This is a genomic window from Thermanaerovibrio acidaminovorans DSM 6589, assembly GCF_000024905.1.
Lineage (GTDB): Bacteria > Synergistota > Synergistia > Synergistales > Synergistaceae > Thermanaerovibrio > Thermanaerovibrio acidaminovorans.
Genome location: NC_013522.1, coordinates 367,505 through 380,533, shown reverse-complemented (window position 1 = coordinate 380,533; position 13,029 = coordinate 367,505). Strand labels below are relative to the sequence as shown.

Below are 13,029 nucleotides of genomic sequence, written 5' to 3'. Positions count from 1 at the left end.
GGTGACCCATGGGCTTGAACGTGCTGGTGGTGGACGACTCCCCCACTTTCCAGAGGTACCTGAAGAGGGGGCTCTCCGCCATGGGGGAGGTCTCGTCGGTGACCCTGGCCTTCTCCGGGGAGGAGGCGGAGGAGATAATCCGCATATCGGGGGATCACTTCCACTTGGTGACCATGGACATAGAGATGCCCGGCATGGGAGGCATCCAGGCCTGCCAGCGGATAAAGGCCCTTCGGCAGCTGGCCATAATCGTCATATCCTCCGTATGGTCCCCATCGGAGCTGGCGCTCACGTTCCGGGCTCTGGAGATGGGGGCGGATGACATCATGGCCAAGCCTGGGCCGGGGACCACCCCTGAGGCCTTTGCAAAGGAGGTCCTCTGGAGGGCCCTCCCGATAATCAACCGCATCCCACACGCGGCCCCACCTAAACCTTCACCTGAGGTACCGCCGCCTTCCATGGTTGAGAGGACGCCACATCCCATTGAGGCGGTGGCCATAGGGGCATCCACCGGGGGGCCCAAGTCCACCCTTGAGCTTCTCAAGTCCATTCCCTCTCCCTGTCCGGTGCCCATCCTGCTGGTACAACACATGTTCAAGGGCTTTGAGGAGGGCTACGCTAGGTGGTTGGGGGACGGATCTGGACATGTGATTTCCATAGCTTCCCGGGGGGAACGCCTCAGTGGAGGCAAGGTTTTTCTGTGCCCATCCGGTTTGCACATGAAGGTGAGGAACGGGTCGGTGGATCTGTCGGAGGAGCCCCCGGAGCACGGGGTGAGGCCCGCCGTATCGGTCCTGTTCAGGTCCATGCTCAAGGAGTACGGCCCACGTTGGGCCGCAGTGCTCCTCTCCGGCATGGGGACCGACGGGTCGCTGGAGATGGCGGAAGCCAGAGGGGCCGGAGCTTTCACCATGGCCCAGGATCAGGCCTCTTCGGTGGTTTGGGGGATGCCCGGTGAGGCTTACATGCTTGGCGGAGTTACCCTGCTGGCTCCTCCGGCGGAGCTTGGATCCCGTCTTGCAAGTTTGGTAACTAGAACTGAAAGAGATGTTAGGGAATAACCATGGGCGTGGCTAACATGTTGGACCCGAACAATCACACCATACTGCTGGCGGAGGACAGCCAAACTCAGGGCAGAGGACTCAAATCCCTCCTCGAGGCGGAGGGCTTCAAAGTCTACTGGTTCAAGAACGGTGAGGACACCCTCAGATGGGCTCTATCGTCGGATGAGATGCCGTCTATCATCATCTCTGATGTGATGATGCCCCGGATGGACGGTTTCGAACTGTGCAGGAGGATCAAGGAGGATCAGAGAACTCATAACATCCCGGTGATCCTGCTCACCGCCCTAACGGACCCTGTGGAGGTGATCAACGGCCTAAAGGCCGGGGCAGACAATTTCATCGTCAAGCCCTCAACGCCGGATAACATAATCAAGCAGGTCCTATCTCTCATAAACTATTACCTTACCAGGCCGTCTGGCAACGAGGCCCAGGTGGTGCTGGAGATAAACGTGGGGGACCAGGTACACAAGATAACCGCCCAGAAGATGCAGATAGTTAACCTCATCTTCTCCCTGGTGGATTCTTCATCCCAGTCCGCCAGGCAATTGAACGATCTGCTGACCCGCCAGGAGGAGCTGGAGAGGGACGCCAGGAACCTACGGGATAACCTTTACAACACCATGGCGATGGTGGACGATGGCATCCTAGTGGCATCAACCTCTGGGGAGGTCCTCTACGTGAACCCGGCCGGGGAGATGATCCTCCGATCCGCCGGATGGACCGGTGGAATGATCCCCTTCGCCACAAACGAGGAGGAGAAGACGGAGTTACACGTTACCCTGCCATCGGGGGATGCCATGGTGTTGGACGTCAAGATCGGAATCACCTCCTGGGGATCGCAGGAGGCCCGCGTGATCACCATGAGAGACGTTACGGAGCTGTGCCTCCTGAGGGATCAGTTGAAGCTACAGGCTATCACCGACCCATTAACCGGGCTGCTAAACCGCCGAGGTTTCATCGGCCAGGCCCGGGAGGTCCTATCCGAGACCCGGAAGTCCGGGGAGACGTGCTTCATGGCCTACATGGATCTGGACGGGCTCAAGAGGATAAACGACACCCATGGCCATTTCGAGGGGGACCGGATCCTGAAGCTGATGGGCAAGATCATGATGCACTCCTTCCGTGGAGCGGACCTCATGTGCCGATGGGGAGGAGACGAGTTCGTCATAATGGTCCACGGCTACGAGGGAATATCCGGCTTTGAGCTATTCGATAACTTCGTAATGAGGTTCCAGTCCACTATGGCCTTCACAGAGGAATACGGCACCCCGGTTGGGTTGAGCTTTGGCTTCGAGGAGCTGAGTCCTACGGACACGAGGGACCTGGAGGAGATAATAGATGAACTGGATCGGAAGATGTACGCCCACAAGCAGGGGAAGGAGGCCCAGAGGTAGGACCCACTGCCCGCTCAAATGTACCTCTTCCTGATCCTATTTCTGCGTCTCCGCCTGGTATCCCATGACCGGGTCAGCCAAAGGGCCAAGACCCCCAGAAGGACCGCCGCCCCTCCCAGTACGCAGATGGTAAGCCTTCCGTCCAGGGGCCATTGAAACGGAAGGCGCACCTTTGGGTCGAGCCTCCTGAGCCAACCACAGAGACCCGCCAGGAGGCTCCGCCTCTGGGGCTCCTCCAGGTCCCAGATCTTGACCCCACCCCCGTCGGAGTAGAAGAACACGTCCCCCGCCAGGTCCCGCTGCGGAGTGTCCATTAGGGCCACCGCGGCCCTTGGAAGCGCCTCCACCGCGGAGGTTACCAGCACCGCCATACCCCCGTCACCGTCCAGGGCCTGCCCCATGAGGCTGAAGGACCGGTCCGACAGGTTCGCCTCCACCCGGGGTGCCTTGACCTTGACCCCCCCGTCGGAGACCAGCACCCGGAGACGGTCCGACATGGTCTCCGGAATCCGGCTGCTCACCGAGATCATGATCCCCTTTGGGGGGGAGAAGGTGGACTCGTAGGTGGTCACCCTGGGGAAGGCGGGATACCCATCCGGCAGGTACGACGCCAGCCAGGCGAAGATCGACCCCGCCCCCTTGACGCCGGTCCACCGCAGGTCCCGGTCCACCAACAGGGAGGCCCCCTCCAGGTAGGCGGGCAGGTCCGCCAGGTCGAAGGGGGACTCCCGCAGGTCCCCTATGGCCACCGAATCGACCCCGACGCTCGGAGGCCCCCCGGCCCCCCTGAAGACCATGGCCACCTTATTCCTGGGGTATATCCTAACCCACTCGGGAACGCTCAGGTCCTTAGAGAAACCCCCTGAGCCCAGCTTGACGGAGCCAACCAGGTCACCGTTGATGTATAGGTCCAGCGCCACCTCCGGATCCCTCACCGAGGCGGGCACAACCCCCCGGAGGGACACCCTGACCCGGCGGGGCACGGCACCCACGAAGCTCAGAATCCCCCGCTCCACCCCCCAGGAGGAGGACCAGCTCCTGGAGATGGGCTCGTAGCGCCAGCTGGGCGCCCCTCCGGTTCCGCCCCCCTGCAGGTTGGTGGCCTCCGCCCCCTGGAGGACCCCCTGGAACTTGGGGTCGAAGAGCCTGGAACAGAGCATCACCAGCGACTCCCTGGAGGAACCGTTTATGAGGATCCACCGGCCCCCACCCCCAACCAGGGCCCCCTCAGCCCTGCCGGGATCCATCTGGATCCGGATCCTGAGGCTGTCCACCGCCGACACCTCCTCGGAGGACCGGATCAGGGACACGTTGCGGTGAGGAAGACGCCGAACCAGCATCCCCAGAACCCCGAACGCGGCGGACAGCTCCTCGTCCTTGGGCTTGTCGGGCACCACCACCGCCACGGAACCGCTGAGGGAGCCGATCCACTGGGAGATCCCCTTGGGGGGCGTCACCGGCCCATCCAGCACCATCTCGGAATCGGCCCCCAGCTTCAACCCCAGGTTCTCGGCGGTGGGATCGTCCCAGAGGGCCCCAGGACCCGCCAGGGATGCCCGGAGCCTCACCAGGATCCGCCCCTTGGCGGAGGCCCCGGGGAGGCGGAACGAGGCCCGGCCGGATCCGGGACCTATGGGGATGGTGCCCCCATCCACCCCATCCACGGCGATGCCCAGAGCACCGCCGCTCACCCCCGGGGGACAGACGTAGGACAGCTCGATACGCCCCCCTGGGGACGAACCCGGCACGGGCAGGAGGAGGCTCACTTCCCCCCTAGGTCCGGGGATCATCACCCCCGACGGGTACCCCATATCACCCAGGCTGACCCTTACCTCCCCCGCCCAGCCATGGGAACACCAGAGGATTAGGCACATGAACAACGCGGCCCCAAGGGCCCTCGAGCATCTGGCCGACAACTGATCTACCCCTCCACCGCGCCCCATGGGGGCACAAATATGAGCAATCCTGTTAAACTCAAGTTATTATAAACCCAACAAAGGTGGTGACAACAGCCATGGTTAGGAAGGGCCCGGTTGGCCCCTTCGAGGGGGCGGCGGAGCTTCAGCGCCGGTTGGCCCAAGAGGTGCGCCTCTGCCCCCTGGCGGGGGAGCCCAGGTTGGTGGCGGGGGTGGACTGCTCCGAGAGGGACCGCACTATCCGGGCGGCGGCGGTCCTCCTGTCCTGGCCGGAGCTCACACCGGCGGCGGAGGCCCTCTTCGAGGGGCCCTGCCGAGTGCCCTACGTGCCGGGCTTCCTTTCCTTCAGGGAGCTGGACTCCATGGTACGGGCCCTGGAGGGCTTGGGGATGCCCTTCGATCTGGTGATGGTGGACGGATGCGGCATCGCCCACCCCCGGGGGCTAGGGATAGCCAGCCACCTGGGGGTGGCACTAAATGTCCCCTCCCTGGGGATATCCAAATCGTTGCTGGTGGGGTCCTTCGAGGAGCCCGGCCCGGACCCGCTGTCCATAGGCCCCATCTGGCTCAACCGATCCCAGGTGGGCTGGGCGTTGAGGAGCCGGCGGGGGGCGAGGCCCATATTCGTCACCCCGGGGCACATGATAGACCTTGACGGGGCCCTGGACGTGACCCTAAGGGCCCTCAGGGGCTACAGGCTACCGGAGCCCACCCGGCTGGCGGACCTGCTGTCCAAGGGACCCTGTCAGCGGAAGAAGAGGTAGAAGGCCACCCCCGCCGCCAGGGCCAAGGCCACCCCTACCCCTATCATCACCATGGGCGATGGGGGTGGCGCCGCCCCAATGGGCTCCTTCTCCTGGACCTCCGCCACGGACCGCTTGACTCTGACGTTGCCCGACAGCCTGAGGACCCCCACAAGCCCCTCGGATAGGAACAGGTCCACCTGGGTGCTCCCCGTCTCTGTCTTCTTAACCGACATGACCCGGGCGGATACCACCCCGTCGAAGTCCGGGATCTTGGACTTGAATATGTCGAAGAAGAAGGAGTCCTGGGGCAGAGCGGCCAGGATCTCGTCCCCCTCGGAGAGGGCCTGGAGGGGTATGCCCCCCACCGGATCCAGCACGGGCTGACAGGTGAGCATCACCAGGTGGGGCACCTGAGGCTTGTAGGGAGCCCCCTCACCACCGGAGAGGGCCTCCTCCTGGGCCTCCGCCTGGGAGCGCCTCTCCACCGCCTCGAACTCCGACCGGGCCTCGTCCTCGGAGATCTCGTCCATCCGGGCCACCGTCACCGCCTTGAGGGCCAGCCTGTCCATGGCGAACCTCACCAGGTCGTACTCCAGAGGCTTCACGTTCCCCTGCAGGATGGCCCGCTGGACCGCCTGGTTATCCTGGATGAAGAGCCGGACCTGGAGGGCCCCGTAGGAGGCCAGGGACTGGTCGTCCCTCTGGAGGGAGTCGATCAGCGCCGCCCGCTCCCTCCAGCCCTCGGGCACCGGAACCTCATCGCTGACCCCTGCGGTCTTCACCCAGGCCAGCTTCTTGGAGTCCCCCAGGGCGCAGAAGAGGATCTGAACCCTCTGCCCCCGGTCGTTCTTGCCGTCCACAACCCCGCTCAACACCGCGTAATCGGGCACCCAAAGCACCCCCTAATGTTCGTTATCGGAGCTTCATTTTAACAGATAACCCCTTATGCTAACCCACCCTTGGCCCTAAAATATGCTAAAGACGCAACCAGGGGGTGATGGTTTTGGCCAAGAGACGGGTTCTCATAGTGGGGGCCGACGCGGCGGGGATGAGCGCCGCGAGCCAGCTCCGGCGCCTGGATCGAGATGTGGAGATCCTAGCATTCGAGAGGGGGAGCTACACTTCCTACTCCGCCTGCGGGATCCCCTACCTGGTGGCGGGGCTCATAAAGGACCCCCGGAGGCTCATCTCCAGGACCCCGGAGGAGTTCGCCTCATCGGGCATAGAGGTTAGGACCCTGTCCGAGGTGGTTCAGGTGGATCCGGAGGCCAGACGGGTTACGGTGCAGCACCGGGGAGGCACCTACCAGGAGGATTACGACCAGCTCCTCATAGCCACCGGGGCCAAGCCCTTGAGGCCCCAGGTGGAGGGGATAGACTCCCCCGGGGTCTTCGGGGTTAACACCCTGGACAGCGGAATAGAGCTCATGAGGGCGGTGGAGGACCGGCGCCCCAGGAGGGCGGTGATCATAGGGGGCGGCTACATAGGCCTCGAGGTGGCGGAGGCGCTCAATTGCCACCGGGGGATCCAGGTGACTGTCGTTGAGAGGGCCAGGACCGTGATGGGCACCCTGGACCCGGACATGGGGGAGCTGGTGGGGAAGGCCCTGGAGGACGTGGGGATCCAGCTAAGGGCCCAGGAGGCCCTGTCCTCCGTGGAGTCCAGCGGCGGCTGGGTCAAGGGGGTCTGGACCGACCGGGGCTTCATCGAGGCGGACCTGGTGGTGCTGGGACTTGGGGTGGTGCCCAACTCAGACCTGGCGGAGAGGAGCCGCATCCCCCTGGGGGTGAGGAACTCCATCCAGGTGGACCTGACCATGAGGACAGCGGTTGACGGGGTGTGGGCCGCGGGGGACTGCGCCCAGAACTATCACATGCTCACCAAGAGGCCCTTCTACGTGGCCATGGGCACATCGGCCAACAAGATGGGCCGGGTGGCGGGGATGAACCTGGCGGGACGGCATCAGGAGTTCCAGGGGGTCCTGGGCACCGCGGTGTGCAAGATATGCAAGTACGAGGTGGGGCGCACCGGCCTGTCGGAGCGTGAGGCCGCCGAGCTGGGGCTGGACTTCGTGGCCGCCTCCGCGGCGGACGAGACCCGGGCGGGGTACTACCCGGGATCTGGGGACATCACGGTGAAGCTCCTGGCCCTCAGGGGTTCCGGGGCCATAGTAGGGGGCCAGATAGTGGGGATCGAGGGGGCCGCCAAGCGGATCGACGTGATCGCCACCGCCATAAGGGGTGGGCTCACCGCCGAGGACCTGGTGGCCATGGACCTGAGCTACGCTCCACCATTCTCCCCCGTGTGGGACCCGGTCCAGGTGGCGGCCCGAGTCTTGCTCAAACACCTCTAGCCTGGATACATGGGCCATTTCGTGGTAGGATCTCCCCCGTCATGAGGAGATCCTACCTTCTAACCGCCGTTCTGGCCCTGTTGGCCCTGGCGGGGTTGGCCATTTCAGGAGCTCGAAGAGACCTCCCCTGGGAAGAGAGGGAGGTTTTCGCCATGGACACCCTCATGCGCCTCAAGGTCCAATCCGATGACCCCAAGGTGCTTGACCGGATGGAGGAGGAGATACGGCGCCTGGAGGGGCTCCTGTCGGCCCACGTGCCCACCTCAGAGGTGTCCATCCTGTCCTCCACCGGGGCCCTTAAGGCCTCCCCGGAGACGGAGCAGGTGCTCCGGCTCTCCATCCAGGTGGCCCAGGGGACCCACGGGGCCTTCGACCCCACCATAGGTGCCCTGAGCCGCCTATGGGGGATAGGCACCGAGGAGGCCAGGGTCCCCTCCCGGGAGGAGATCCTAAGGGCCCTGGAGACGGTGGACTACCGGACCCTTCGATACCTGGGGGATCACCGGTTCTCCCTATCGGCGGGCCGCCTGGACCTGGGGGGGATAGCCAAGGGATTCGCCGGGGACCGGCTAGTGGAGCTACTAGCCTCCATGGGTATCCGCCGGGCGGTGATGGATCTGGGGGGCAACGTGGTGGTATTTGGTCCCCCACCCAAGGCTGTCTGGCGCATAGGGATTCAGCACCCGGATCGTCCCAGGGGTGAGGTGCTTGGGGTGCTGGAGCTGCCGGAACGGAGGGCCGCAGTGGTCACCTCCGGGGTCTACGAGAGGTACTTCGAGAGGGACGGGGTCAGGTACCACCACATCCTGGACCCCTCCACCGGAGAGCCCGCCCGGAGTGGGCTCATGGCTGTATCGGTGGCGTGTAGCTCCTCCGCCCTGGCGGACGGGCTCAGCACCGCCCTTTTCGTGGCGGGCCCAGAGAGGGGGATGGAGATCCTGTCGAGGCACCGCTGCCAGGCCATCTTCGTCACCGAGGACCGCAGGGTCCTGATCACCCCGCAGCTGGCCCCCCGCTTCAGCCTAAGGGACCGGTCCTTCCGGGTGGAGGTGCTTCGTTGAAGGTCCTGGACGCGGCGGTGGTGCTCACCATAGCGGCCCTGGGACTCTCTCCCCTGGTCATGGGGGTGAGCCCGTCCGTTTCGGGCCCCCTGGTGGTGCGGATATCCTCCCCCACTTTGAACCGCACCATCCGCCTTGACCCATCCACCCATCTCACCATCAGGGTCCAGTCCCGAGACGGGGGGTTCAACCTGGTGGAGGTCCAGGGGCTCAAGGTTCGGGTCTCCGACGCGAACTGCCCGGACAGGGAGTGCGTCAAGAGGGGGTGGCTCACCTCCCCGGGGGACCAGGCGGTGTGCCTACCCCATCGGCTGGTGGTCAGGATCGAGGGTGACGGGGATGAACTGGACGGGCTATCCCAGTAGGCGGCTGGCGGTTAACGGGCTCCTGACCGCCCTGGCCATATGCGTGAACCAGCTGGAGGGGATGTTCCCCCACCCCCTTCCGGGGGTGAAGCTGGGGCTGGCCAACGCCCTGGGGCTCGCCGCCTTCGGCCTCTTCGACTTCAAGGACGCGGTCATGGTCTCCACCCTCCGGGTGATAACCGTGGGGCTCACCTTCTCCGGCCTGGGTCTGTCCTTCGGGTGCTCCCTGGCGGGGGTTGGGTGCTCCATGGTGGTGCTCCTCCTGCTGGGTCGCCTGTGGCCAGAGCGGCTCTCCCTGTGGGCCCTGGGACAGGCCATGGCCATGGGGTTCAACCTGGGTCAGCTGGCGGTGGTGGCCTGGGCGGTGAGCTCCCCTTCCCTGTTCCTGTCCTACCTCCCGATAATGGCCGGGTCCTCGCTGGTCACCGGCTTCGCCACCGGCACCATGGCGGGATGGCTCATGAGAAAGGCCGGGGCGTCGAAGAGCCCCGGCCGAGGTCCGATCTAGCTAGTAGCTGGATTCCAGGCGGATGATGGACTTGGTGGGGCACTTCTCCACGCACTTGCCGCACTGGGTGCACTTGGACTGGTCTATCACCGGCAGGTTGTCCTCCATGGTTATGGCCCCCTCGGGGCAGACCTTGGAGCACAGGCCGCAACCGATGCATCCCAGCTGGCAGACGTTCTTGACGTCCAACCCCCTGTGGTGGGAGTTGCAGGCCACCCGGACCCGCTTATCCTGGACCACCAGCTCGATGACCCCCTTGGGGCAGGAGGCCACGCAGAGGCCGCAGCCCACGCACCGGTTCTCGTCGATCCTGGCCAGGGAGTTCTCTATGTGGATGGCGTCGAAGGGGCACACCGCCACGCAGGTGCCCAGCCCCAGGCACCCGAAGACGCAGGCCTTGGGGCCGCTGCCTGGCAACACCACCGCCTCCCGGCAGTCCATGACCCCATCGTATATGTATCGGGTCTTGGCCACATCGGGGGAGCCCTTGCACTTGACGAAGGCCACCCGCTTCACCACGTCCTCGGCGGAGAGGCCCATTATGGCCGCCACGGCGGTGGCCACCGAAGCGCCCCCGGGGGCGCACATGTTGGGCTTCGCCTCCCCGGATACCACTGCCTCCGCGTAGCCGTCGCAACCGGGGTAGCCGCAGGCGCCGCAGTTGGCCCCCGGGAGGGCATCCCGGACCATCTCCACCCTGGGGTCCACCTGGACCCGGAACTTCTCCGCCGCCACCGCCAGCAACAGCCCGAAGGCCAACCCAAGGCCTCCCAGCACCGCCGCGGGGAACAAGGTTCCTTCCATGCCCATGGATCCCACCCCCTATATGAGTCCCGCGAAGCCCATGAAGGCCACCGCCATGAGGCTGGCGGTCACCAGGGCGATGGGGAGCCCCCTCATGCAGCGGGGCATGGTATCGCTGGCGTCTATCCTCTCCCGGAGCCCCGCCATGAGGATCAGGGCCAGCAGGAAGCCCACCGAGGCGCCCACCGCGTTCACCATGCTGGAGATGAGGCCGTAGCCCTTGTTCATGTTTATGACCGCCACCCCGAGGACCGCACAGTTGGTGGTGATGAGGGGCAGGAAGATCCCCAGGGACTTGTACAGGGCGGGGTTCAGCTTCTTGAGGGCCATCTCCACCAGCTGGACCAGGGAGGCTATCACCAGGATGAACGACAGGGTGTAGAGGTACTGAAGCCCCATGGGGACCAGCACGAAGTGGTAGAGCAGCCAGGTTATCAGGGAGGCCATGAACACCACGAATATGACCGCCATGCCCATGCCCTTGGCGGTCTCCAGCCGGGAGGAGACCCCCAGGAACGGACAGCAACCGAGGAACTGGGAGAGGATTATGTTGTGAACGAACACCGCCCCCAGGAATATGGCTATGAGGCTCATCTTCCGTCATCCTCCGTCCTTAGAACGCTGCAGATCTGACATCCGGCGCAGGCGGTCTGCTTCTCGAGCCTGTCCGCGTCGGAGTCCGCGTCTATCAGGTCCGTGCCACCCGGGCGACGGCGCCTGGCCAGGTCCCTGCGATAGTTGAGAAAGCCCATGATGAGCCCCATGGTGAGGAACCCACCGGGGGCAAGGATCATCACCAAGGCGGGCTGAACGTAGCCGGGGAGCACGTGGAAGCCGAACAAGGTTCCCGCCCCTATGATCTCCCGGATGGACCCAAGGATCATCAAGGCCACGGTGAAGCCAAGGCCCATTCCGATCCCGTCGAACAGGGAGGGGATCACCCCGTTCTTGAACGCAAAGGCCTCCGCCCGGGCCAGGATTATGCAGTTGACCACGATCAGGGGGATGAAGATCCCCAGGGACTTGTCCAGCACCGGGGCGTAGGCGGACACCAGAAACTGGATTATGGTGACGAACCCAGCTATCACCACGATGAATGCGGGGATCCGTATCTGGTTGGGGATGAACCTGCGGAGCATCGATATGACCACGTTGGAACCCATGAGCACCGCGGTGGCGGCGACCCCCATCCCCAGGCCATTAACGGCACTGGTGGTGACCGCCAGGGTGGGACAGAGCCCTATGGCCTGGACGAACACCGGGTTCTCCTTCGCCAGCCCTCCCCTTATCCTCTCGATGAAGCTAGCCATGCCTACTTGGCACCTCCCATCTGCTGAAAGGCCTTGATCGCCAGGTTGACCCCCTCGGTGACCGCCCTGGAGGTGATGGTTGCCCCCGATATGGCCAGGATCTCGTCATCCTTGGAGGGAGTGGACTTGACCACCTTGAACTCCTGGGCCTTGCGGCCCGCAAACTGTCCCGCGAAGGACGGATCCCCCGCCTTGGCCCCCAGACCCGGGGTCTCCGACTGGCTAAGGATGCTTATCCCCTTGACCACCCCGCCGGAGGATACGCCGGTGACGAACACCACGGGCCCCGCATAACCCTTTACGGACACGGTTATGGCGTAGCCCACCGGGCTACCCCCCTTGCGGGCCTCCTGCACGTCCACCACCCCCTGGATCGACGGGGCCTTGGCGGGAACGAAGGAGTCCGCCTCGGGCAACGTCCTCCGGAAGGCCTCCTGCCGCTGAGCCTCCTTGGTCTTGCTTATGGGGCCAGCGGTTATCTGCTGGACCCCACCCAGGACCAGACCGGTCACCGCGGTGATCACGAACAGGATCGCCCCCAGCCTGACCTTCTCGTTCATTAGGATTTCACCTCCCGCTTGGCGCCGAATATCCTGGGCGTGAAGTAACGGTCGATCAGGGGCACCGTCAGGTTCATTATGAGGATCGAGTAGGAGACCCCCTCGGGGTAGCCGCCGTAGAAGCGGATCAGGGTGGTTATGAGGCCGCAACCGAAGGCGAAGACCATCTGGCCCGAGTGGTCCATGGGGCTGGTGGCGTAGTCGGTGGCCATGAAGAAGGCCCCCAGGAAGAGCCCGCCGGCCAGGATCTCGTAGAGGGGTCCCATGGATATGCCCGAGGGCCTGTGGAGGATCGCGGTCAGCACCGCCACGGTGCCTATGTAGACCACCGGGATGTGCCAGGTTATGACCCGCTTCCACATGAGGAAGAGCCCTCCAAGGAGCAGTAGCGCCGCGGAGGTCTCCCCTATGCACCCCCCCACGTTCCCCACTAGCAGGTCAATCAGGGGGGGAAGGCTGCCGGTCCCCTCCACGCCCTTTAGGAGCGCCAGCGGGGTTGGTCCCGTTACCCCGTGCAAGCTCCAGGTGGTCATGGGCACCGGCCAACTGGTCAGCATCACTGCCCTGGCTGCCAGAGCTGGGTTTACGATGTTCTTTCCAAGCCCTCCGTAGAGCTGTTTGACCACGATTATGGCGAAGGCGCTGCCCGCCGCCGCCATGAAAAGGGAAATGTCCGGGGGCAGATTGTAGGCCAGGAGGAGCCCGGTAACCGCCGCAGACAGATCCGACACGGTCACCTTCCTACCGTTCAACCTCTGCCAAAGGGCCTCGGCCCCCACGGCGGATGCCACGCAGACTGCGATGACCCAGAAGGCGTGGAGACCGAAGAAGTAGACTCCAGCCACGCCGGCGGGAAGCAACGCAATGAGCACCAGCCCCATTATCTTCCTTACGGTGAGCTCATCCCTGGCATGGGGAGAGCTGGAAACCACAAGAAGCCTGTTCAAC

The 13,029-nt window shown here is 64.4% G+C and carries 14 protein-coding genes; 7 read left to right on the top strand and 7 right to left on the bottom strand.

Features of this window, described 5'->3' with window-relative positions:
- Positions 1-8: 8 nt before the first annotated feature.
- Together TACI_RS01775 and TACI_RS01770 are read left to right on the top strand one after the other, a co-directional pair.
- The gene (locus TACI_RS01775) at positions 9-1,061 is read left to right on the top strand and encodes a chemotaxis protein CheB (RefSeq protein WP_012869109.1); all 1,053 of its coding nucleotides are present in this window, start codon (positions 9-11) and stop codon (positions 1,059-1,061) included.
- 2 nt (positions 1,062-1,063) lie between these two features.
- Positions 1,064-2,458, top strand: coding sequence for a diguanylate cyclase (locus TACI_RS01770; protein WP_012869108.1), 1,395 nt, complete (start codon positions 1,064-1,066; stop codon positions 2,456-2,458).
- Between the two features lie 14 nt (positions 2,459-2,472).
- Here TACI_RS01770 and TACI_RS01765 read toward each other — a convergent pair whose 3' ends face one another.
- A complete protein-coding gene (locus tag TACI_RS01765) occupies positions 2,473-4,374 on the bottom strand; it encodes a hypothetical protein (protein WP_012869107.1) in 1,902 nt (633 codons plus the stop codon).
- Between the two features lie 98 nt (positions 4,375-4,472).
- Between TACI_RS01765 and TACI_RS01760 the strand changes: the two genes are divergently transcribed.
- Positions 4,473-5,138 carry an endonuclease V gene (locus TACI_RS01760; protein WP_012869106.1) on the top strand — a complete coding sequence of 222 codons (666 nt, stop codon included), beginning with the start codon at positions 4,473-4,475 and terminating at the stop codon, positions 5,136-5,138.
- Here the strand turns inward: TACI_RS01760 and TACI_RS01755 are convergent.
- Positions 5,120-6,010 carry a hypothetical protein gene (locus tag TACI_RS01755; RefSeq protein ID WP_012869105.1) on the bottom strand — a complete coding sequence of 297 codons (891 nt, stop codon included), beginning with the start codon at positions 6,008-6,010 and terminating at the stop codon, positions 5,120-5,122. The two genes, TACI_RS01760 and TACI_RS01755, sit on opposite strands and share 19 nt — an antisense overlap.
- A 107-nt stretch (positions 6,011-6,117) precedes the next feature.
- Here TACI_RS01755 and TACI_RS01750 point away from each other — a divergent pair, with 107 nt between their 5' ends.
- From TACI_RS01750 to TACI_RS01735, 4 genes are read left to right on the top strand one after another with little or no spacing between them, the layout of a single operon-like run.
- Positions 6,118-7,473, top strand: coding sequence for an FAD-dependent oxidoreductase (locus TACI_RS01750; protein WP_164925096.1), 1,356 nt, complete (start codon positions 6,118-6,120; stop codon positions 7,471-7,473).
- Positions 7,474-7,514: 41 nt separating this feature from the next.
- Positions 7,515-8,534 carry an FAD:protein FMN transferase gene (locus TACI_RS01745; protein WP_012869103.1) on the top strand — a complete coding sequence of 340 codons (1,020 nt, stop codon included), beginning with the start codon at positions 7,515-7,517 and terminating at the stop codon, positions 8,532-8,534.
- Positions 8,531-8,899 carry a NusG domain II-containing protein gene (locus tag TACI_RS01740; RefSeq protein ID WP_012869102.1) on the top strand — a complete coding sequence of 123 codons (369 nt, stop codon included), beginning with the start codon at positions 8,531-8,533 and terminating at the stop codon, positions 8,897-8,899. The genes TACI_RS01745 and TACI_RS01740 overlap by 4 nt, the downstream gene beginning before the upstream one ends.
- Complete coding sequence (locus tag TACI_RS01735) at positions 8,874-9,407, top strand: Gx transporter family protein (RefSeq protein WP_012869101.1); 534 nt, start codon at positions 8,874-8,876, stop codon at positions 9,405-9,407. The genes TACI_RS01740 and TACI_RS01735 overlap by 26 nt, the downstream gene beginning before the upstream one ends.
- Here TACI_RS01735 and rnfB read toward each other — a convergent pair whose 3' ends face one another.
- The 5 genes from rnfB to TACI_RS01710 are packed head-to-tail and all read right to left on the bottom strand — an operon-like array spanning position 9,408 to position 13,028.
- Positions 9,408-10,217: an RnfABCDGE type electron transport complex subunit B gene (gene rnfB / locus TACI_RS01730; protein WP_012869100.1), complete on the bottom strand. Its 810-nt coding sequence runs from the start codon at positions 10,215-10,217 to the stop codon at positions 9,408-9,410.
- A gap of 12 nt (positions 10,218-10,229) precedes the next feature.
- Positions 10,230-10,805 carry an electron transport complex protein RnfA gene (locus TACI_RS01725; protein WP_012869099.1) on the bottom strand — a complete coding sequence of 192 codons (576 nt, stop codon included), beginning with the start codon at positions 10,803-10,805 and terminating at the stop codon, positions 10,230-10,232.
- Entirely contained in the window at positions 10,802-11,521 is a 720-nt protein-coding gene (rsxE, locus tag TACI_RS01720) for an electron transport complex subunit RsxE (RefSeq protein WP_012869098.1), read from the bottom strand. Before rsxE ends, TACI_RS01725 begins: the two co-directional genes overlap by 4 nt.
- A gap of 2 nt (positions 11,522-11,523) precedes the next feature.
- On the bottom strand, positions 11,524-12,081 hold the full coding sequence (locus tag TACI_RS01715) for an RnfABCDGE type electron transport complex subunit G (RefSeq protein WP_012869097.1): 558 nt from the start codon (positions 12,079-12,081) through the stop codon (positions 11,524-11,526).
- A complete protein-coding gene (locus TACI_RS01710) occupies positions 12,081-13,028 on the bottom strand; it encodes an RnfABCDGE type electron transport complex subunit D (protein WP_012869096.1) in 948 nt (315 codons plus the stop codon). The genes TACI_RS01715 and TACI_RS01710 overlap by 1 nt, the downstream gene beginning before the upstream one ends.
- Between the last annotated feature and the right edge of the window lies 1 nt (position 13,029).